The sequence below is a fragment of the Dethiosulfovibrio peptidovorans DSM 11002 genome (assembly GCF_000172975.1).
Taxonomy (GTDB): domain Bacteria; phylum Synergistota; class Synergistia; order Synergistales; family Dethiosulfovibrionaceae; genus Dethiosulfovibrio; species Dethiosulfovibrio peptidovorans.
Genome location: NZ_ABTR02000001.1, coordinates 135,590 through 155,907, shown reverse-complemented (window position 1 = coordinate 155,907; position 20,318 = coordinate 135,590). Strand labels below are relative to the sequence as shown.

The window sequence follows — 20,318 nt, the reverse complement described above, 5'->3', positions numbered from 1 at the left end:
GGGAGGTTTTCGGCATGGCTCGTGGATTCAACAAGGTTATACTCATGGGGAACCTGGCCAAGGATCCTCAGATTCGTTACACCGCCAGTAAGCAGGCCGTGGCCACTTTCTCCGTGGCGGTAAACCGCAGCTGGAAAGGCAAAAACGGCGAACTACAGGAATCGGTGGATTTCATTCCCGTCGTGGTATGGGGCGCTCAGGCTGAAAACTGCGAGCGCTATCTCTCCAAGGGACGTCCCGTCCTGGTCGAGGGGCGCATACAGGTCCGCAACTACGACGATAAATCGGGACAGAGACGATGGGTCACCGAGGTCGTGGCAAACGATATCACCTTCCTGCCGTCCGGTGGGAGGAGGGATGACCGTCCATCCTCTCAGGGCGATTACGACGGAGGACATCGGAATGACAGTGACCAAGGTCAGCCTCGCAGTTTCCGTGACGATTTCGGCGGAGGCGATTTCCCCATGGATATATCGGAGATGGGCTCCACAGCCGACGAAGACGAGGCAGATATACCCTTTTAAACCAGAGAAAGGAGGATGGACATGGCTTTTGGAGGAAACAAAAGACGTGGTAAGCGCCGTCCTAAGGTCTGTTTCTACTGTGTAGACAAGATCGACTCGGTCGACTACAAAGACGTAGACAGACTTCGTAAGTACATCAGCGAGAGGGGCAAGATAGTTCCTCGTCGCGTTACCGGCAACTGCGCCAACCATCAGCGCCAGTTGACAGTGGCTCTCAAAAGAGCCCGTTATATGGCTCTTCTTCCCTACAGCGCCGAGTAATCCGGGACGGGAGTGCCTTGAGATTTCGAAAGGGGGAGAAGCGTAGCTTCTTCCCCTTTTTTTGTGTAGGTACCGTCGGTCGTATATAATGGTCCCGTTTTGGACTATCCAAGGGAATAGGAAAGGAAGAAGCTCATGAACGGAACCAAAAGCCTGGTGGAATCCTCCCTCTTGACGGGGTTGGCGGTGGTCCTGTTCCTGGCTGCTCGGTTCATACCGGTAGCTGGGATCGTCCTGTCCTTGCTATGTCCCGCCCCTCTCGTCGTGTTGGGATTAAGACACCGTCCCCAGAGGGCGGCTCTGGCCCTTTGCGTGGCCACCGCCATCGTCGGTTTACTGGGAGGACCGATATCCTCAATCTCCTTCTTTCTGGGATTCGGGATACTGGGAGTAGGACTCGGAATTCTGGCTGCTCGCTTCGACAAGGCGGTCGATATAATGCTCTACGGCATCGTCCTTTCTCTGGTGAGCAAACTGATCCTCATGTCCGTCCTTACCTGGATAACCGGGGTCAACCCCTTCGACCCCGATGTGGAGCAGCTCAGGGCTACTATGACGAAGGTGTTCTCGCTCTATGGAGGAGGGGACGTCGAGTCCATAGAGGGGGTAAAGACACAGATGGAGATGACTTTGAAGGCCATTCCTCTGATGTTTCCCGCTATGATAACCATGGCCAGCGCGCTGGACTGCCTTCTCAGCTACGTCGTGTCCCGCAGGATACTTCTCAGGATAGGAGGAGGCTCCTTGCCTCCGGTTCCACCTTTTGGAAGCTGGCGTTTTCCCAAAAGTCTATTCTGGGCCTTCGCCCTCTCCGTGTTGTTGTTGGTGTTCGAATCGTCGATGAAGGACCCTCTTCTGTCGAGGGTCGGGTTGAACCTGAGATTGTTGGTGAGCATGTTGTTCATGATCCAGGGAATGGCAGTCGGATGGGACTACATGGACTTTCGAGGAGTGGGAAAGGGATGGAGATACGCCTTGTTGGCACTGGCAGTACTGATTCCCTTGCTATCCCAGGTAGCGGTTATCGCCGGTCTGTTGGATATTTGGATAGATCTGAGAAAAAGATACAGGAGGTGACCTTAATTGAAGGTTATATTGCTGGAAGACGTGAAAAAGCTTGGTAGAAAAAACGAGATAGTCGAGGTCTCCGACGGTTACGGAAGGAATTTCCTTTTTCCACGAAAGCTGGCCGTCGAGGCCGACGGAGCGAACCTTAAAAAGCTCGAGGAAAAGAGAGAATCGTCCAAGAGAAAGGATCAGCAGGCTAGATCCGAGGCGGAGGAACAGAGAAAACACCTTCAGGATCGACAGGTAACACTGGCCGTGACGACCGGAGAAGGAGGTCGTCTATTCGGCAGCGTGACCACCGCCCAGATAGCCGACGGAATATCGAAGCAGTTCGGGATCTTGGTGGACAAGAAAAACATCAAAATGGCCGATGCGGTAAAGTCTCTGGGAAGTTATCCTTTTACCGTAAAACTTTATCAGGGAGTCGAGGCTTCCATGACTCTAAAGGTGGAGGCCCAGTGACTCTGTGAGTCCGTCTATATACGATAGAGTTCCGCCTCAGAACCTGGAGGCAGAGAGGGCGGTCATCGGATCCTGTCTTATGGATAAAGATGTCCTCATCCAGATATCGGAGATACTCTCGCCGGAGGACTTCAGGGACAAGAATTATCAGGTCGCTTTCGACGTTTTGACCGACATGGTCCATCAGGACCGTCCGGTGGACTCTCTGACCTTTCTCGAAGAGCTCTCTCGCAGAGGATTGTCCGAAAGTCTGGGAGGTCAGGCCTTTATCGTGGCGGTCATGGACAGCGTTCCCACCGCTGCCAACGCCGAATACCATGCCAAAATAGTCAGAGATAAGGCGGTGCTTCGCCGCCTTATCTCTACCGGCACGTCCATAGCCAGAATGGGATATTCGGAGGACCGGGAGATCGACGAGCTTCTGGAGGAGGCGGAGAGAGCCATCTTCGAGGTCTCCCGTCATAGGAACGAGTCCAACTTCAAGAAGGTCGCCGACGTTATAGGTCCGACCTTCCATCAGATAGAGGAGCAGTTCTACCGTTCCGAACAGACGGTAACGGGAGTAATGACCGGATTCGACGACCTTGACCGGCTTACCGGAGGGCTTCAGCCCGGGAGTCTCAATATTCTGGCGGCAAGGCCCTCCATGGGGAAGACAGCTCTGGCTTTAAATCTGGCCAGGAACGTGGCGGTCAAGTCGAATCTGCCGGTCCTCGTGTTCAGTCTAGAGATGGGGGCGGACCAGCTGGTTCAAAGGCTGTTGGGATCGGAGGCTCGGGTCAACATACAGGACCTTCGTACGGGCAACTTCGCCAGAGAGGACTGGGAGAAACTGACCACCGCCGCCGGTCGCCTGACCAAGGCGCCGATGTACATAGACGACAGCTCCATGCTGACCACCACGGAGATGAGGGCCAGATGCCGCCGTTTCAAGGCCCAGTATGCGTCATTGGGGCTTATAGTGGTGGACTATCTTCAATTGATGAGCATGTCCAGGAAGATAGACAGCAAACAGCAGGAGGTCGCTGAGATTTCCAGGGGACTTAAGGCCATCGCCAGGGAGCTGGAGGTTCCGGTGCTGTCCCTCTCGCAGCTTTCCAGGGCAGTAGAGAGCCGAAACGACAAACGTCCCCAGCTGTCGGATCTTAGGGACAGCGGAGCCATAGAGCAGGACGCCGACCTAGTGGCCCTTCTCTACAGGGAAGCCTATTATGCCAAGGATGTCCCCCAGGATCAGCAGGACGATAGCGCCATACTGGATATAGCAAAGCATCGTAACGGACCTACCGGAGTGATCCATTTGATGTTTATGAAACAACATACCCGTTTCGAGAGCAAGAGTTCCATCGACGGATTCTAGGAGGCGATTGTCTTGAAGGACAGCAGACTGGCGGAGATAGAGCTATCCCGTATCCGTGCTAACCCCTATCAGCCGAGAAAACACTTCGACGAGGACGATATACTGGAGTTAGCCGAATCCATAGGAGAGGTCGGCCTGATACAGCCACTGGTGGTGAGGCCCAGCGGTGACTTTTTCGAGCTGATAGCGGGAGAGCGGCGACTTCGAGCCTGCCTCGTAGCGGGACTCGAGGCGGTCTCCGCCATAGTCCTAGAGGTCGATTCGGCGGACCAGCAGATAATGGCGCTCGTCGAGAACATTCACAGAAAGGACCTCTCCTCCATCGAAGAGGCCGGGAGCCTTAAAGACATACTGGACAGGACCGGGTGGGGGCAGTCCGAACTGGCCAGGAGGCTTGGCAGATCGCAGGCGTCGGTGGCAAACAAGCTCAGGCTTTTGAAACTGGAGGAGCCGGTGCAGAAAATGGTCATGGAGGGGTTGCTGGGAGAGCGTTCCGCAAGGGCTCTTCTCCGCCTTCCTCCGGCGCTTCAGATAGCCGCGGCCAAAAAAGTCATCGATCGGGAGCTGACCTCTAAGGAGGTCGAGGAACTGGTAAACGACCTCAAGGAAGGCAAACCCCTTGAACCCAAAACGTCTTTGAGTGACGAGCCCCACGTGGAGGTCGAAATCGGAGATGTCGGGGAAGGCTTTCTCGAAACTGTTGACGAGACCGATGAAGGTAGATTGGACGAGGACTCGATACGCCGTCGAAACTCGAAAAAAAAGGCCCTATCCTTCAACGGTCCTGAAGGCCCGACGGGAGAATTATTACATCAACTGGCGGATCTTGTGGAGAAACAGAGGAAAAAAGGGATTCCCGTCGTATGGAAGGTTCGGGAACTGGCTCAGAGCGAGCTGGTGGTCGAGATAATCGTCGACCTTAAAAAACAGCTTCTCATGGAGGACGAAGAGATATGATGGAACGATCCAGAACACTAGACGTAGTTTTTCTCGTCTCCGCCGCCATTTCTCTTGCTTTGCCCAACCTTATATACTCGGGAGTCTTCTTTTTTCAGACCCTTCATATAATGAAATGGACCATAGCCTTGGTTCCGGTGGCGATCATGGCCATACTGACCGGGGTCGTGGTGGCATGGAGAGGATCGGAGAGAACCGGCTTCAGGGTGGACCTCTTCGGCTGGATATGGTTCGCTCTTTTGATATACGTTACGGTTCAGCCCATATGGGCTCCTATAAAATCGATTCCGACTTTTTACAGAGAGTGGTTTTTCTTCGCATCCCTCTGGGGGTTCTACGTCCTCTGTCTAAATCTGTTCAGGGAAAGCTGGCTCAGGCCGATCCTCTGGTTGGCGTCCTTAAACGGTACGATCAACGTTTTCTTCGCGGAGCTGCAGGTCGCCAACAACGTGAACCTATTCGCTCCGCTTAAGCTGATACTTCCGACCCCGGGAAACTACATCGGCAACACCGGGCAGCAGAACATGTTGGGTCTTTGGCTGGCCATTACCGCTCTGGGGTCCATCTTTCTATATCTTCGTCATGGTCTCAGAGAGACCGAAGGTTGGGGGCGGTTTTTCGCCGCTACCAACCTGATCTTTCTGCCCATATTGCTGTGGGGACTCTGGAATAGCACCAGTCGATCGGCCATCCTCTCTCTGATGGTAGGAATATTCCTGCTGGCCCTGATGATAGCACTGGGAAGGGATAGAGCCAGGCTCCGTCGTCTGAGCCTGTCGGCTATATTGATAGTGGCGGTGCTGGCTGCATCGGTGTTTCTGAACCAGGGACGTTCCGGATCTCTCATAGCCAAGAGCGTCGATCTGGTTAAAAACGCCGACACCGTCGGAGGCCGAGACGGAATATGGAAAACCTCTTGGGCCATGGCGATGGAGGAGCCTGTCAAGGGAATGGGGCTGGGGCAGTTCAAGTGGAATTACCTCGAGGCTCAGAGAGAGGCTTTTTCTCTCTATCCAGACATGAAATGGCAATATACCAACTGGGCTCATAACGAATATCTCCAGTGGTACTGTGAATCCGGCTTGTTGGGCTTTGTAATACTCATAGGGCTGGCATTATGGTGGATCGTTTCCTTTTTTCTATATCTTCACAGACATAGGGGCTCCCCCTTCCCCGATTCGGTTTTGTGGAGCGCCGCCTTTCTGTTTCTCATATGGTTCGACGCACTTTGGACGAGACCCTTCCACAGGATAGAGAATTCCCTATGGATGCCTCTGGCCTTCGCTCTGGCGAACAGAGAGGTTCTGGCGGAGATAGCCGTCGGAAAGATTCGTTTTCTGGGCAACCCGAGAGGTTACAGGGCACTGGGAGTTATTATGGCCTCCGTGTCCCTTTGGGGCTTGGTTTACCTCGGACAGGGATTGGTCGGAGACGTAACTCTGAGAAAAGCGGTATCCAGTAAGTCCGCTCCCATTCAAAGAAGGTTAATGGAAAAGGCTTATGGTGCCCTTATGGTCAGAGATGTCGCTGAACGTCAGCTCGCCTATCACTACATAGCCTATGGAGAGGCGGCTAAGGACCCGGAGGCATTGGCCGAGGGGTTGAACAGACTTCTGGCCGCCTTCAGACAGCAGCCTACCGCCGAAGATCTAAGGCGGCTTCTGGACTGGGCGGGCAAGCTCAAGAAACAGGATCTCCTGAGGTACCTGGTTACCTATCTGAAGCCCGGTACCTACTCGATAAGAAAAGAATGAAATGAACCGTAAGGGTTTTACTTTCATAGAAATTCTGGTTGTCCTGGCGTTGGTAGGGGTTATCGCCACCTGCGCCGTGGCTCCGATGGTCCACATAGTGGGCAACATGAGAGCCGCTCAATCCGACGTAGGAGAGGAATCGGCCGTTCAGGACGTATTTAGGCTCATATGTCGCGATATCCGATCGGTGCTGGTGCTCCCTAAACAGACCTATATGGCACTGAGGAAGAGGGACCTGTTCGGAGGCAAGGCCGACGATGTACTTGCAGTCGAATCGGCCAGCCTGATACGGAATACTATGGTCCCCGGTGTGGTCGTATATGGGCTGGTGAGGGAGAACACCCTGGAGACCGGGTCTGTCCTGCCTGGGCTGTACCGATGGACCTTTCCCGGAAGGGCGGTAAAAGACCTGGATCTGAAATCGTCCATGCCGATGGATCGGGCCGCGCTTGTCCTACCCTCGGTCGATTCCTTCCGTGTGGAGGTCTACATGGGCAAGGACAACTGGTCCGGCAAGTATGCCGGTGGAATTCCGATCGCAATCCGAATAAAACTGGATCGAGGAGGCCGTTCCCATGAGATCGTCGACTGGTTCCCCGCCCTTTAGAGGAAGGTCGAAAAGAAGGGGTTTTATACTTCTGTCGGTCCTTATGGTGTCGATGTTCCTCATGTCCGCTGCGGTTGGATATGGCTGGTTTGTCAGAGATCAGGTTCGACGGGTCGATCGAAGAAGGTTCGAGATCGAGTGTCGCAACATAGTTCTACTGGCGGTAAAAAACGTCATAAGAGGATTGGCCTCGGATAGAAACGGCTACGATAGCGTACACGAGCGTTGGTTCGGAGAACACCTCATTCCCATAGGGGATAGCTATCTCGTATCTGTGACCATATTGCCCCTGAACGATAAGCTTCCTCTGGCAAACATATTCCTTCCGGACGGAACTACCCTTAGGGGGGAGATGGAGATTCCCTGGAATAAGGTCTGGGAGGAGGTCGAGCTCCCCGGGCTTGCGGCTCCGACTCTGGATTTCATGGACTCGGACAGGACCCCCCGGGTGGGAGGATATGAACGCTCCTTTTTTCCGAACAGGATACCTGGAGATCCGGGGGCCTTCACGCTTTTCCCGGAGATAAAGCTCGACAGGTTGGTAGGAAACGACGAGAGACCGGGTTTGAAGGACCTCCTTACTCGGTGGTGCGGAAGTAAGATAAACGTCAACACAGCTTCGGAAAAAGTACTCGCCCTTCTCGAGGGCATAGACGAGGTTACGGCAAGAGAGATCGTTGCCAGAAGGGACAAGACTCCTTTCAAGAAGCTTTCGGAGCTGGCCAAGATGCCAGCCTTCTCCAACTCTCTGGGGCCCAAGCTGTCCAACGCCTTGGGAACCACGAGCGATTATTTTTCCGTATCGGTCTACGTATCGTCTCTGGAGGCCGATCGGGAACGATCCTACAATATCGTGGTCACTAAAAAATCTGTCCTATACTGGGAGGAACTTTGATGAAGGAGATCGGAGAGGTCTACGTATATGGAAGGGATAGAATCTCCAACATCGGAGGGTCGTCCGGCAATAGGTTCAGAAAGGGAGGCCGTCTGGTCCTCGTTCCCTACAGGACCCTGTCTGTCAGGACCTTCGATTTCCCTTTTGGCTCAGTGTCCGCCATTAGAGAGGCCCTCAAGATACAGTATTCCTCCATATCCGGAAACAGAGAGGTCGAGATATTTCCCGTAGTCCACCGTAGGGAAGATCGAAGGTTCAGCGGTTCGGCCCTTATACTGCCGTCGGAGGAAAGGGCAGCCGTAGAGGATGGCATTTCCGGACTCGGTCGTTCCACCATATGGCCTCTCCCTTTCGCTATGGCGGCGGAGTTAGGGGGAAACGGAGCCGTCTTATGCTTGGACGAAGAGGGGATTTCCTCCGCCCTTTTCGTCGACGGCGTTCCAGTGCTGTACAGATGGCAGTCCAGATCTCGACGCTCCGTCGATCAGGAGCTTAGGTGGCTTCTCGACTACGGCGGAAAATTCGACTTCGACCCGTCCGATTCGGTCGTAGTAGACGTCTCCGAGGACGGAGAGAGGCTCGCCGTAAAGGCAAGAGAAACCCTGACCGCCTTTCCATCCCTCGGTAGCTATTCTCTTTCCCGGAAGGTCTTGGATAGCGCCATAGTTCTAGAGACCCTGGCTAAGGCCGTAGGAGGGTTTTCCTGCTGGTTCCTCCTGGCTGGGTGCGTCTTTCTTGGGGCCGGCTTTCTAGGGGGACTGGTCGAGAGGAAAAAGGTGGATACTATCAGGGCCAGAGCGGAGGCAGTCTACACCGATGCCTTTGGTCCCGGGAAGGTGAGGGATCCATTGAGCCAGGCCAGGGGAAAACTGGCAGAACTAACGGATAGTCCCGATACCCGGAGCCTTGAGGACGGTCTGCGTCTCATAGTTAGGTCCTGGACAGATCCGGAGATGGGAGGGGGCCGCATCTCGGTGGATACCCTTCGCTACACCTCCGACGGTATGGAGCTTATCGGAACCGCGGAGGAAGTATCGTCGGTTCAGGCCTTTCAGAAAAATCTCAAGATCAACAACGATGGTACGGTCAAGCTCGGAGATATTCAGCAGGTCCCCGGCGGAGGACTGCGTTATTCCTTGGAAGTGAGGTGGTCCTCCCTATGAAATTTCCCGAACTGCCGGATATTCCCGGAGTTCCCAGAGAGGTGTTGAAACCCCTCTCCCTTTTGGCCATAGCCCTCGTTGTATGGGTGGTGGCATGGTCCGTCTGGAGCGGCATGTCCGATCTGGAATCTCGTTCCCGGCTTCAGCAACGTCGATTCGAGGATCTGATGTTGGTGATAAAGAAATACAGATCCCTTCCCGGGAGAGAGGAGAGAGCCCCTCTTTCCGACGACCCCATAGTGGTGGTCTCCTCCCTGGTGGACAACATGGGACTGAAGGAAAACCTGGTGCAGATATCGTCTTTGAGCAGAGGACTCAGCGTTCAGCTCGGAAGACTTTACTCCGAAAACGCCTTGAATTTCATCCTGGAACTGGGAAAAAGAGGTCTAGTAGTTGACTCGGCGGAGCTTCGAGCGGTCCCTGAGGACGGAGTCAGGCTCCTGTCCATGAACCTGGTGGTGACGGTGGCGAGATGAGGAGAATAAGATCAGTACTCGCCGCTTTGCTCATTTTATCCTTCGGCCTGATCATAGGCCTGAGGCTCTTTCTTCCATGGGAAGATCTTGGAGAGTTGGCGTTTCTAGAGGCCTCCAGAGAGCTTTCCCGATCGGGGATATTCCTACAGGCCTCTCGATTCGACGATGAAGGCGTCGTGCCGGTCTTCGTCGTCGATAGGGTGGAGATGGAGGGTTTCGGCGGTGGAGCTACCTTCGAGACGGTGAAGGTTCGCCCGATGCCGCTGAGATCGATTATCTTGGGTAAACCGACCGCCTCAATAGAGCTGATCGGAGGGGCCGTCTCCCTGCCGGGCGATCGGGGCAGAAGGATAGGGGGATCTCTTGAGGTCTCCTACGGCCAGGGGAGGATTACGATCGCTGAAATAGAGATGGCTGGTGACATAAAAGCGTCGGGATCTCTATCCATATCTCCGAATAAAGGCAGGATCGTAGAGGCGGATGTGACATTGAAGACCCCCGCCGATCTTGACGGAGCTCTATCCATGGCATCCAGGTTTATGCCTCTCTCGAGAAATGGAGAGGGAGATTGGATTCTAAAGAGAAAGGGAGGAAAATGACGTGTCGTTTTTCGGAAAAACCGGATTGATGACCTCGTCTCTGTCCTTTTTCGGCCGGGTCCTTCCGATTATCGGAATGTTGCTTACCGGCATAGCCCTGAGCTCTCTCATCGGAATGGAGGTCGAGAGGCGCATGGCCCCCCTGTTGGTCCAGGCCAGGGCCTCCATGGCGATTTTGGACGGAGGGACCATAGGTCCCGAAGAGGACGGAGGGGTCGAAATGGCCAGAGAGCTTCGTTCTCTGGTGGACGTCTCTCCTTTCGGGGTTCCGGCCAGACCGGAGGTCGCCGTCGTTACGACCTCTCGAGATCTAGCCCCTGAGGAAGAAAGGGTATTCAGCGTCGACGGCATAAAGGTCATAGGATCTCTTCCTGACGTGGCGGCCTGGCTGGATCGGGAGAAAAACGTATCCTTGGTGCTGAAAGGACAGGCCTACGGAGGTTTTTTGCTGAAGGAGGTCTACCCCTACAGCGTCGTCTTGGTCAAGGACAACGTCAACTACGAGGTCTATATATCCTATAAGGACGAGGGTAAGAGCGCTCGCTCGGAGAGTCGGGTAGAGGTTCCTCCTGCGAACGAGCCGGTGTTTTCCAACTCGGGAGCCAAGGTACAGGCCGCGACCGACGGCAGCGAGGGAGTCGTGGCTAGAGAACTGGTCGACTCGCTTCTCATGAATCCATTCAACGAGCTCAAGAGGGTAAGGCTGATACCTAAATTCGTGGACGGCAAGCCTACGGGAATAGAGGTCGCCAATATAATGGACGGTAGCGTTCTGAAAGAACTCGGAGTTCAGAAGGGCGACGTGGTGAAGAGCGTCAACGGGGTGGTCATAAGGAACATGGGCGACGTGGCGAACGCCATAAACTCTCTGATGGGCGGATCCCGTTTCGAGGTAGCCGTGGGACGGGGCGACGAGGAAATTATGTTAAACTATGTCGTCAGATAGAAAGAAAAAAGGATTTACTTTGTTGGAGGTTATAGTCGCCGTGGCGGTCTTGGGACTGGTGGCGGCAGGATCCCTCAAGCTTTCCATAACAGCAACGAAAGCCCTCGACTCGGTTAGAGGGGAATCGAGGTTCCTTGACAGGATCCAGGCGTTGGAGGCGGACCTGTTGTCCGGGAAGCTGTCGGACAACGGCGAGGAGGACGGGATGGAGTGGGACACCAGCGGATACTCCTATCCTCTGATGGATGGACTGTGGCGGATCAACTACCGGAAACTCGACGTCGAGCTCGACGGACGGACCATGAGCTTTTATATCCCCTAGAGGAGGAGACACGGTGATTCGAAAAACGTACGTCGCTTTTATCCTTGCCATATGCTTAGGTTGTGTCCTTTACCCTGCGGTCTTTCCGGAACCTCTCCTTGCCCAGGATAAAGACGAACAGAACGAACAGAACCTGATCGAGGCTGCAAAGGCCATGAGAGAGTCCGGATCGGTCCAGTTTAACTTCACCGATTTGGATGTGGTGAAGTTCATACGCTTTATGTCCGAACTTTTACAGAAAAACATAATAATAGCTCCCAACGTCAAGGGCACAATAACGGTCATGTCTCCCCGGTCTGTCTCACTTGCCGAGGCCTATAAGATCATGCTTACGACACTGGAGATGAACGGGCTTTCCCTGGAGGACATGGGAGACTACTACAAGGTGCTTAAGGGAGGAACCACCCTGGAGAACAGGGCTGTCAGGAGCAGAATCGGTCCCGGTTACGGCGAACAGGTGGTGAACCAGGTGGTGCCGCTGGACTTCGTGTCCCCCGGGTTCGCCCAGAAGGCGGTTCAGCCTGCTGCGGGAAAGACCGTGATGGTCATTCCTCTGGACGAGGGCAACGGGTTGCTTCTGACCGGCCCCGCTGCGGACGTGCAGAGGGTGGTCAACCTTCTGAGGGCTCTGGACGTCCCGGACGGTATAAGGAGGATCTCTGCCGTGCCGGTGAAGGAGGCCAACCCGGATCTGCTGGCCCAGCATCTGGCCAACCTCGCCAAGGACCCGACTGGCCCTTTCAGAGGGCTCACCGCCCTGTCCGATTCGTCCAGCCGAACCCTCCTTCTGGTTGGAGACAGCTCCGCACTGGAGTCGGCTAAAAAGATAGTTAAGAGGCTGGACGTCCCCCCCGTGTCGGGGGAGTTCCACGTCTACAGGCTCAAAAATGCCGACGCTCAGGAGGTGGCCAAACAGCTCAGCCAGATACTGGGGGTGGCGGCAAGGCTTCAGCCCGGCAAGGAAGGGGCCATGCCAACCACTGTGGTTCCGGACATACCCACTAATAGCCTTATCTTCGCCGTTCAGGAACAGCAGTACGCCGGCCTTATAGACATAATAAAACAGCTGGACATACAGCCGAAACAGGTCATGGTCCGTGGGCTTATAGCGGAGGTCAACCTCACCAACCTCAAGAACGCCGGGATAGACTGGGCCACCTGGGGAGGCCAGGTGTCGGGAAGCACCGTATTCGCCGCCAACGCCGCTCTTGGGGGCTCCACAGGAGTACCCTCCACCTTCGTGGACTGGTTCCAGGATCTGAGCAAAAAGGAAACATACGAGTGGATTACTCCGGAGACAGGCGAACCCTATAGAGAAAAAACGACAGTTTACGAAGGGAATTCTCTGATTTATGCCTATGTCCAGCTCTTGAAGAAGTACGACGCCATGAACATACTCTCCATGCCCAGGCTTATGTGTACCGACAACAAGGAGAGCTCCCTCATGGTTGGACAGACCATACCTCAGATGAAGGCCTCGACCTCGGACATATCCAACCCGAGCTCGGTTCAGAACAGCTATGACTACAAGGACACGGGGTTGAAGCTAAAGATAACCCCTCACATAAGGAGCGGAAACCTGGTGGCTCTGGACATAGAGCAGAGCACCGAGGAGGTGCTCAGCGCCATGACCAGCACGACCCCTGTCACTGCTAAGAGGGAGGTAAAGACCTCCGTCCAGGTCAGAAACGGCGAGACTATAATTTTGGGGGGCCTTCTCAAGGAGACGGAGAAGAGCCTCAAACAGAGGGTTCCCATACTCTCCTACATTCCCCTGGTGGGAGAGCTGTTCAAGAGCTCGACCAACCAGAGGGAAAAGATAGAGCTTATGGTTTTTCTAACCCCCTACATACTTGAGACTCCCGAAGCGGCCACGGAGGCCAGCAAGGCGGTTGCCGCCTCCGATACTGACCTCGGCCTGAGCGAGGCGGAGATCCGGCTCAACCGGCGTTTCCAGGAGATGTACCGGGAAGCGGTGAAGAAGCAGAAATGATCGATTCAACCCATTCCAAGTCGAGGAACCTCCCTGAAGTTTCGATCATAGCGGAGATGCTCCCTGGCTCTGTCAGTCTGGACGGTCTTCGTTCCGACGGAATCCTCCCCATAAGAAAGGAGGAGGATCTGCTGGTGGTGGCTGTGCCATCTCTGGACCGTTACGACAGGGCTCAGGCTTTGGGATACGCTCTCGGGGCGGTCGTGGACGTAGAGATCCACGATCCAGCGGCTATATCGGAGCGTATAAACCAGCTGTACGATCTGCGCAGCGGGGCCGCCGACGACGCGGTCCGGGACATGGAGGGCATAGACGACGTGGATGCCCTCGCCAGGGAGGACGTCCTCAGCGACTCGGTTGACGTCCCTGTCATTCGCTTGGTGAACGGTCTCTTCGCCGATGCAATGAAACAGAGGGCCACCGACATCCACGTCGAGTCCTACGAGGATTCGGTTATAATTCGCTTTAGGGTGGACGGTGTCCTTCGGGATAGGCTGAAATTGCCCAGAAGCCACCAGGCTCCCCTGGTCAGCAGGATAAAGGTAATGGCCAGGATGGACATTGCGGAGCACATGGCACCCCAGGATGGCCGCATAGGTATAACGGTGGGAGGAAGAGCGGTGGATGTCCGAGTGAACTCGGTTCCCACCCAGCACGGTGAGAGGATGGCCCTTAGGCTCCTGGATAAGGGAGGCGGAGCCCTTACTCTGAGGGATCTGGGCATGGATGAGAGGGAACTGGGACTCATGGAGAGAATAATATCCAGCCCCTATGGGATGATATTGTTCACCGGTCCCACCGGTTCCGGTAAGTCCACTAGCCTCTACGCCATCCTTCAGGAACTGGCCAAGCCGTCGGTTAACGTCATAACAGTCGAGGATCCGGTGGAGTACGACCTTCCGGGGGTGGCCCAGATACAGGTGAACGAAAAGGCCGGCATGACCTTTGCCTCCGCTCTGAGATCCATTCTCAGGCAGGACCCGGATATAGTCATGATAGGTGAGATGAGGGATTTCGACACGGCCCACATAGGTGTTCAGGCGTCCCTTACCGGACATCTGGTCCTGTCGACCCTTCATACCAACGATTCCATAAGCGCCGTCGCCCGTCTGGCCGACATGGGGGTAGAGCCCTATCTGGTGGCCGGATCACTGGTAGGGGTAGTGGCTCAGAGGCTGGTACGCCGTCTCTGCCCCCACTGTAGACAGGAGGTTCCTGTTCCCTCCATACTGGCCAAAAACGGCGTCAAAAAAGCCTGGGGACCAACCGGCTGCCCTGACTGTTCCGGCACTGGCTACAGAGGTCGAGTTGGCATATACGAACAGCTGATCATAGACGACGATCTGAGAGAGGCCATAGCGAGGAATGCCCCAGCCGCCGAGATGAGGGCCCTGGCCGAGCCTCAGGGATTTCGTACTCTCTGGGAGATCGGCCTCTCTCTTGTGGAGAAAGGGGCCACTTCGCCGGAAGAGTTGATCCGAGTGGCCGGAGAGGTGTGACATGCCTACCTATCGCTACAGCGCCTACGACTCAAAGGGCAGTCTCAAAAAAGGTCGTATAGAGGCTCCGGGAACCCAGCAGGCGGCGGAAAGCCTGGCGGTTCAGGGACTTGTCGTGGTTGATATGTCCGAGGACAGCGGATCTAAGAGGAAATCTACGGTTCGGTCGCTGTCTCTGGACGATCACGAGACCTTCTGTCGGTCCCTCTCTACATATCTCAAGGCCGGTCTTCCCCTGTCCGAGGCCCTGAAATTGCTGGAGAAACAGGGAGGCAAGAGGCTCGGGTTGCTGTACGGATCGCTTAGACAGGCGGTGGAGGGGGGACGGAGGCTTTCCTCCTCCCTGAGGGATGCCGGATGTTTCGACGAAAACCTGTGCAGCATGGTAGAGTCCGGCGAGAGAGGGGGCACCCTTGACGAGGTTCTGACCCAGGCGGTGGGGCTTTTTTCCATGCAGGCCTCCCTCAGAAGAAGACTCCAGACCGCCATGACCTATCCGGCTATAATGATGGTGGTAGGGTTAGGGGTCGTGGCTTTTCTGATGACCTACGTGGTTCCCAAGGTGGCGGTTCTCTTTTCGGACATGGGCAGGGCCCTTCCCATTCCAACCAGGATACTGATGGGGCTTTCCCGTGCTTTTCAGGCCATGGGGTTTCCTATGCTCCTGGCCGTTTTGGTCCTCTTCATCCTTGTGAAGTCGGGCAGATTGAAGATAAAAATGCCCTTCTTCAGGGGGATAAGAAATAACATAATAGTATCCCTCGTATGTTCCAATCTGGGATCGCTGCTCCGTTCGGGCATTCCTCTGGTCCAGGCGCTGAGGATGAGCGCCGTTCTGGATCCCAGAAAGGATCGCTGGATGGCCATAGCCGATCAGGTCAAAGGAGGACTCCGTTTCGAGAAGGCCCTGGAGAAGGACGGTACTTTCGACGAAGACCTGGTGTATTTCGTCAGAATAGGCGAGATAGGAGGCGATCTGGCCGGAGCTTTGGAACAGATAGCCCAGACCAGATGGGATAGGGCCAGAGCCAGCATGGATCGTATGGCGAACCTGATAGAGCCTGTCATGGTGTTGTTTTTGGGACTCGTCGTGGGCTTCGTCGTGGTAGCCATATTGTTGCCTATCTTCGATATATCCAGTTTCGTTCGTTAGCAGAATCTTTTAAGGAGGAATTGCTGTGAAAAGACGAAGTGGTTTCACGTTGGTCGAGGTTCTCGTCGTCGTGGTCATCATAGGAATGTTGGCCGCCTTGGTGGCTCCTAGAGTCGTCGGCCGAGGCGAGGAAGCCAAGCGGACCGCCGCTCTTGTTCAGATCCGCGAGATAGAACAGGCCTTGGACATGTACAAGCTGGACAGCGGCATGTATCCCACCACGGAACAGGGACTGGAGTCTTTGGTGGAGAAGCCCACCACGTCCCCGGAGCCCAAGAGGTGGAAGGAGGGCGGCTATCTCAAGAAGGTTCCGGTCGACCCCTGGGGTAAGGAATACGTCTATCGCAAGCCCGGGGATCACGGCGAGTTCGACTTGTTTTCCTGCGGCCCCGACGGGGAGGAAGGCGGCGAAGGGGACGGCAAGGACATAACCAACTGGGAATGAAGTCATGACCAGCGGTCGCCGGGGATTCACCCTTTTAGAGGTGATGTTCGTCGTCGTTCTGATCGGCATCATGGCGACTCTGGTGGTCTCCAGGATAGCTCCCAGGGAGCCGGATGGACTGATATCGCTCAACCGTTACCTTTCTGATGCTCGATCGGAGGCCATGGATAGAGGGCCTCTGATCTTGACCGTCGAGGACGGTTCACCGGTAGTCTTAGACGGTTCTCTGGAACCTATCGATCTTCGATCGGAACTGCCCGACGGAAGCTGGAGGGTGGTTCCCGAGAGGATCCTGTTCTACAGGGACGGGTCATGTTCCCCGGGCAGACTGACCTTAAAGGGAGCAAAGGGAGAGGAATCTTTTCTGATAGCCGTGACAGGAAGGGCTTACGAGGCCCCTCGATGAAGTTCTCCAGGATGGCTCTGTCCGAATGGGGAGCCTATATGGTCGGCGTGATATTCTGTATGGTCGTATATCTCGGAGGTATGTTCTTTCTCGATAGATCCGAGGTGTCAAAATCCAGGGAAGAGGGGCTGCTCAGGAGATCGGAGCAGCTGACCCTTGCCGCCCGGGCCACCTCGGACAGGTTGAACGACATGGTCCGGCATTTTTCGACGGTGTCGAGATACGTTTCCTCCTCGTTCATCTCCTCCGACTTCGACAGAGACTCCCTCAGGGAGATACAGTCTCTGGAGTTGATCTCTTTTCCACAGATACTGGATATCTCCGTGGTTACCTACGACGACGATCAGTGGATGTACGGATCGGAAAACCGCACCATCTTCGAGCAGTCTCTGCATTGGGGAAAGCTGTTTCTGAGCCGTTATATGGAGAGAGGGAGGGGGAATTGGATTCCTCCTTTTTCCATATCTCCCGGTCTCAGGATGATGGGCATAGTGTATCCCTTAAGACAGGGACGTATAGCTTACGGAGCCATGGTCGTGACGCTGGACCTGGACAGGCTTCTTGGACACGTCGTCTACGATCTCAAGATGGGAGGTAGCTCCTATATATTGAGTCCTCTGGGCGACGTGGTGCTGTCCAGCGACACTGAGACCGTGGGACACAGCGTGTTCGGCGATCTACATGGCAGGAAGGCGGACCTGAGGCTTATGACCAGGGACGTGCTCAACAGATCGTCCGGTGAGTCTCTGGAGCAGCTTTCTGGAGAGGGTTTGAGGGTACTGGCCTGGCACAGCGCCAGAATAGGTGGACAGAAGCTCGTGTTGGTTCACGTGTCTCCCGACCCGGCCCATCTCAACGTGGTCTTTCACTTTAGACGCAGGCTTCCTCTGACAGTCTTTCTCGGGGTGACTCTGGTGATACTGAGCCTGCTTTTCGTATCTTCCTATCGCAAGGTCTGGGGCATCCTTACCGAAGGGGAGAGGCGGTATGCGGCGGTACTGGAGGCCCAGACAGATCCTCTGATACGTTTCCGCTCCGATTGGACCATCACCTTCGTTAACCAGGCCTGTTGTCGATTCTGGGGATTATCTAGGGAAAAACTGATAGGTTCCTCTTTGGCAAACAGACTTAAAGGCACCGAGAGACTGGGACTCCAATCTCTTTTGGACGGACTTGATCGAGGAGAGAGTCGCCAGGGAGAGTGGACCCAATCGATCAATTCCCCGGATGGATCGGAGAGGTGGATAAGATGGAGCTGTGTTCCCGTTTCGGGAGTCGGATCGACTGGTCTGGAGATACAGGCGGTAGGCAGAGACATCACCTCTCTGTACTCTCTTCAAAGGGAGCTTGCCCGAAGAAAAGACGCCCTGAATGCCATATTGGAAGGGGCTCCCGTTCCGATATGTATGACCGGTCTTAACGGAGAGGTCAAGAGATTCAATCGTACCGGAAAGATCCTATCGGCAAACGACGGAGCTCTGCGCCGTATGGCACGGAGAGTCGTTCGACAGGGCTACGGGATATACGGCGAGGAACTGTCCTTTTCTGACGAAAAAGGCAACAGGAGGGTTTTCTCGGTAAACGTGGTTCCCTATAAGGACGAAAACGGCGGAATAAAGGGAACCATAGTGGCCGGGATGGAACTTACCGAGGTTAGAAACATCGCTCGAAGGCTTCTGGAGGAAAGGGAAGACCGTTACAGAAAAATCCTAAACGCCATAGGAGACGGCGTTCTTCTCTGCCGAAAGGGAGTCGACGAGCTTTTCCGGGTGGATCTATCCAATCCGGTTGCCTCCGAGATGATAGGAGGTGACGTTAGACCTCCGGTAGGCCGTTCTCTAGGGGAGATCTTTTCGTCCCCCTCGCTCCGTCAGGTGGAGACCCTGTTGAGCTGCAGCAGAGGACCTGTCGGCCTGACCGGAGATCTGCGTCGTCCCGATGGTTCAAGCCTTCCTGTCGAGATGAGCCTGACCGTTTTCTCCGAGGATAATCTTCCGGTGTTGTTGATCGTAATGAAGGATATCTCCGAAAGGTTGGAGGCCAGAGCCAGGGAGAAGAACTACGCCAGACAACTTAGAAAGCTGATAGGTCGCCTCGACGAGGTGGAGCAGCAGGAGAGACAAAGGATGGCCGCTTATCTTCACGACGTGGTGGGACAGAATCTGGCATCGGTCAAAATCCGACTGGGACTGGCCATGAGGGACGCCTCCGGTTCGGTGAGAGAGGGGCTGAAGCAGTGCGTTGTTTTGGCAGACCAGATCATATCTGAGACCAGGGCCATGACCTTCGAGCTGGGGTCGCCCCTGCTCGACGAGTTAGGTTTCGGCCCGGCGCTGGAGCGCATGTGCGACGTAGTTCGAAGGGACAGAGGCCTAGCCGTTTCCGTGAAGGACGATGGCTCGGCGGACCTTCTGGACAGGAGATCCAGAGGACTTCTATACAGGTCTATCAGAGAGCTTTTGATAAACGTGGCCAAACACGCAGAAGTCTCGGAAGCTTTCGTAAGCCTTGAAAGGGACGGGAAATTCGTGGTCGCCACAGTTCTCGACGAGGGGCGGGGCTACGATCCGGAAAATCTGGATCGATCCGCCGCGGATCTGTCCTTCGGTCTTCTCAGCATAAGGGAGAGATTGGCGGGGATGGGGGGAGAGCTTATCTGTCGATCCTCTCCTGGAAAGGGAACCAGGGCTACCATAAAACTGCCCGTAAGGTAAGTGAGGAGGGGTCTCTTGATAAGGGTGATGGTGGCGGACGATCATCAGATCGTCCGTAAGGGATTGGTGATGCTCCTGGAGGCGGAGAAAAACATCGATATAGTTGCCGAGGTATCCGATGGTCGTGCCGCCGTGGATATAGCGGAGGAGCTCCGTCCCCATGTGGCCGTAATGGATATAGTGATGCCCGGCATGGGAGGTATCGAGGCCACCAGAAGGCTGAGGAAGCTCGGCGTGGCTGTGGTGGCCCTGTCGATGCATTCGGACAGGCATTTCGTGGTGGAAATGTTCAGGGCCGGCGCCAGGGCCTTCCTGCTCAAGGATTGCGCCACAGACGAGCTGGTCGGTGCAATAAGGGCGGTGGTCGAAGGAGAGGCCTATCTCGGTCCCAGCATAGAGAGAGGTCTCGGGATGGACCTTTCCTCGTTGGATTATCTGATAGCCGAGGAGGATCAGAGGATGGAGCTCACTCCCAGGGAATGGGAGATCCTCCAGCTCGTTGCGGAGGGCAGAAGCACCAGGGAGATCGCCTCGTCTCTCAATCTGAGTGCCAAGACGGTCGAGAATCACCGGCAGAGCGTGATGAATAAGCTGGACCTGCACAACGTGGCTGACCTTACCAAGTACGCCATAAGGTGCGGACTTACCGATACGGAGCTTCTTTGAGATATCAAGCGGTGCGCCTTCTTTGTTGGAGGGCACACCGCTTTTTAT

General features: G+C 55.1%; 21 protein-coding genes. All 21 read left to right on the top strand.

The window, feature by feature from the left end; translation table 11 throughout:
- Window positions 1-14 precede the first annotated feature (14 nt).
- The 21 genes from DPEP_RS00820 to DPEP_RS00720 all read left to right on the top strand — a co-directional run bounded on the left by DPEP_RS00820 (window position 15) and on the right by DPEP_RS00720 (window position 20,270).
- Complete coding sequence (locus DPEP_RS00820; protein WP_005658753.1) at window positions 15-524, top strand: single-stranded DNA-binding protein; 510 nt, start codon at window positions 15-17, stop codon at window positions 522-524.
- 21 nt (window positions 525-545) lie between these two features.
- Entirely contained in the window at window positions 546-785 is a 240-nt protein-coding gene (gene rpsR, locus DPEP_RS00815; RefSeq protein ID WP_005658751.1) for a 30S ribosomal protein S18, read from the top strand.
- Window positions 786-920: 135 nt separating this feature from the next.
- The gene (locus tag DPEP_RS00810; RefSeq protein ID WP_005658748.1) at window positions 921-1,862 is read left to right on the top strand and encodes a YybS family protein; all 942 of its coding nucleotides are present in this window, start codon (window positions 921-923) and stop codon (window positions 1,860-1,862) included.
- A 6-nt stretch (window positions 1,863-1,868) separates the two neighbouring features.
- Window positions 1,869-2,315, top strand: a complete 447-nt coding sequence (gene rplI, locus DPEP_RS00805) for a 50S ribosomal protein L9 (protein WP_005658746.1) — start codon at window positions 1,869-1,871, stop codon at window positions 2,313-2,315.
- Window positions 2,316-2,319: 4 nt separating this feature from the next.
- Window positions 2,320-3,675, top strand: coding sequence for a replicative DNA helicase (gene dnaB, locus DPEP_RS00800; RefSeq protein ID WP_005658745.1), 1,356 nt, complete (start codon window positions 2,320-2,322; stop codon window positions 3,673-3,675).
- Between the two features lie 12 nt (window positions 3,676-3,687).
- Window positions 3,688-4,632 carry a ParB/RepB/Spo0J family partition protein gene (locus DPEP_RS00795; protein WP_005658744.1) on the top strand — a complete coding sequence of 315 codons (945 nt, stop codon included), beginning with the start codon at window positions 3,688-3,690 and terminating at the stop codon, window positions 4,630-4,632.
- Window positions 4,629-6,386 (top strand): O-antigen ligase family protein, encoded by a 1,758-nt coding sequence (locus DPEP_RS00790; protein ID WP_005658743.1) that lies wholly within the window; start codon window positions 4,629-4,631, stop codon window positions 6,384-6,386. The genes DPEP_RS00795 and DPEP_RS00790 overlap by 4 nt, the downstream gene beginning before the upstream one ends.
- A 1-nt stretch (window position 6,387) precedes the next feature.
- Window positions 6,388-6,993: a type IV pilin protein gene (locus DPEP_RS00785; RefSeq protein ID WP_005658742.1), complete on the top strand. Its 606-nt coding sequence runs from the start codon at window positions 6,388-6,390 to the stop codon at window positions 6,991-6,993.
- Window positions 6,962-7,888, top strand: coding sequence for a type II secretion system minor pseudopilin (locus DPEP_RS00780; RefSeq protein ID WP_005658740.1), 927 nt, complete (start codon window positions 6,962-6,964; stop codon window positions 7,886-7,888). The genes DPEP_RS00785 and DPEP_RS00780 overlap by 32 nt, the downstream gene beginning before the upstream one ends.
- On the top strand, window positions 7,888-9,051 hold the full coding sequence (gspL, locus tag DPEP_RS00775) for a type II secretion system protein GspL (RefSeq protein ID WP_005658738.1): 1,164 nt from the start codon (window positions 7,888-7,890) through the stop codon (window positions 9,049-9,051). The genes DPEP_RS00780 and gspL overlap by 1 nt, the downstream gene beginning before the upstream one ends.
- Complete coding sequence (gene gspM, locus DPEP_RS00770) at window positions 9,048-9,527, top strand: type II secretion system protein GspM (RefSeq protein WP_005658737.1); 480 nt, start codon at window positions 9,048-9,050, stop codon at window positions 9,525-9,527. The genes gspL and gspM overlap by 4 nt, the downstream gene beginning before the upstream one ends.
- Entirely contained in the window at window positions 9,524-10,126 is a 603-nt protein-coding gene (gene gspN / locus DPEP_RS00765; protein WP_005658735.1) for a type II secretion system protein GspN, read from the top strand. The genes gspM and gspN overlap by 4 nt, the downstream gene beginning before the upstream one ends.
- 1 nt (window position 10,127) lies before the next feature.
- Entirely contained in the window at window positions 10,128-11,072 is a 945-nt protein-coding gene (gene gspC, locus DPEP_RS00760) for a type II secretion system protein GspC (protein ID WP_005658734.1), read from the top strand.
- On the top strand, window positions 11,059-11,394 hold the full coding sequence (locus DPEP_RS00755; RefSeq protein ID WP_040382269.1) for a prepilin-type N-terminal cleavage/methylation domain-containing protein: 336 nt from the start codon (window positions 11,059-11,061) through the stop codon (window positions 11,392-11,394). The genes gspC and DPEP_RS00755 overlap by 14 nt, the downstream gene beginning before the upstream one ends.
- Window positions 11,395-11,407: 13 nt before the next feature.
- A complete protein-coding gene (gene gspD / locus DPEP_RS00750; RefSeq protein WP_005658729.1) occupies window positions 11,408-13,387 on the top strand; it encodes a type II secretion system secretin GspD in 1,980 nt (659 codons plus the stop codon).
- Window positions 13,384-14,886, top strand: coding sequence for a GspE/PulE family protein (locus tag DPEP_RS00745; RefSeq protein ID WP_005658727.1), 1,503 nt, complete (start codon window positions 13,384-13,386; stop codon window positions 14,884-14,886). Before gspD ends, DPEP_RS00745 begins: the two co-directional genes overlap by 4 nt.
- 1 nt (window position 14,887) lies before the next feature.
- Window positions 14,888-16,039, top strand: a complete 1,152-nt coding sequence (locus tag DPEP_RS00740) for a type II secretion system F family protein (RefSeq protein ID WP_005658726.1) — start codon at window positions 14,888-14,890, stop codon at window positions 16,037-16,039.
- A gap of 25 nt (window positions 16,040-16,064) precedes the next feature.
- Entirely contained in the window at window positions 16,065-16,484 is a 420-nt protein-coding gene (gspG, locus tag DPEP_RS00735) for a type II secretion system major pseudopilin GspG (RefSeq protein WP_005658724.1), read from the top strand.
- Window positions 16,485-16,488: 4 nt separating this feature from the next.
- On the top strand, window positions 16,489-16,890 hold the full coding sequence (locus DPEP_RS00730) for a prepilin-type N-terminal cleavage/methylation domain-containing protein (RefSeq protein ID WP_005658722.1): 402 nt from the start codon (window positions 16,489-16,491) through the stop codon (window positions 16,888-16,890).
- Window positions 16,887-19,604 carry a sensor histidine kinase gene (locus DPEP_RS00725; protein ID WP_005658719.1) on the top strand — a complete coding sequence of 906 codons (2,718 nt, stop codon included), beginning with the start codon at window positions 16,887-16,889 and terminating at the stop codon, window positions 19,602-19,604. The genes DPEP_RS00730 and DPEP_RS00725 overlap by 4 nt, the downstream gene beginning before the upstream one ends.
- A 24-nt stretch (window positions 19,605-19,628) precedes the next feature.
- Window positions 19,629-20,270 (top strand): response regulator, encoded by a 642-nt coding sequence (locus DPEP_RS00720; RefSeq protein WP_241760484.1) that lies wholly within the window; start codon window positions 19,629-19,631, stop codon window positions 20,268-20,270.
- Window positions 20,271-20,318: the final 48 nt, after the last annotated feature.

Excerpts from the sequence above, each read along its gene's own strand:
- DPEP_RS00810 (WP_005658748.1), top strand. The coding sequence starts at position 921 with ATGAACGGAACCAAAAGCCTGGTGGAATCCTCCCTCTTGACGGGGTTG.
- rpsR (WP_005658751.1), top strand. The coding sequence starts at position 546 with ATGGCTTTTGGAGGAAACAAAAGACGTGGTAAGCGCCGTCCTAAGGTC.
- gspL (WP_005658738.1), top strand. The coding sequence starts at position 7,888 with ATGAAGGAGATCGGAGAGGTCTACGTATATGGAAGGGATAGAATCTCC.
- DPEP_RS00785 (WP_005658742.1), top strand. The coding sequence starts at position 6,388 with ATGAACCGTAAGGGTTTTACTTTCATAGAAATTCTGGTTGTCCTGGCG.
- DPEP_RS00740 (WP_005658726.1), top strand. The coding sequence starts at position 14,888 with ATGCCTACCTATCGCTACAGCGCCTACGACTCAAAGGGCAGTCTCAAA.
- DPEP_RS00725 (WP_005658719.1), top strand. The coding sequence starts at position 16,887 with ATGAAGTTCTCCAGGATGGCTCTGTCCGAATGGGGAGCCTATATGGTC.
- gspN (WP_005658735.1), top strand. The coding sequence starts at position 9,524 with ATGAGGAGAATAAGATCAGTACTCGCCGCTTTGCTCATTTTATCCTTC.
- DPEP_RS00780 (WP_005658740.1), top strand. The coding sequence starts at position 6,962 with ATGAGATCGTCGACTGGTTCCCCGCCCTTTAGAGGAAGGTCGAAAAGA.
- DPEP_RS00820 (WP_005658753.1), top strand. The coding sequence starts at position 15 with ATGGCTCGTGGATTCAACAAGGTTATACTCATGGGGAACCTGGCCAAG.
- DPEP_RS00730 (WP_005658722.1), top strand. The coding sequence starts at position 16,489 with ATGACCAGCGGTCGCCGGGGATTCACCCTTTTAGAGGTGATGTTCGTC.
- DPEP_RS00790 (WP_005658743.1), top strand. The coding sequence starts at position 4,629 with ATGATGGAACGATCCAGAACACTAGACGTAGTTTTTCTCGTCTCCGCC.
- gspM (WP_005658737.1), top strand. The coding sequence starts at position 9,048 with ATGAAATTTCCCGAACTGCCGGATATTCCCGGAGTTCCCAGAGAGGTG.
- DPEP_RS00755 (WP_040382269.1), top strand. The coding sequence starts at position 11,059 with ATGTCGTCAGATAGAAAGAAAAAAGGATTTACTTTGTTGGAGGTTATA.
- DPEP_RS00745 (WP_005658727.1), top strand. The coding sequence starts at position 13,384 with ATGATCGATTCAACCCATTCCAAGTCGAGGAACCTCCCTGAAGTTTCG.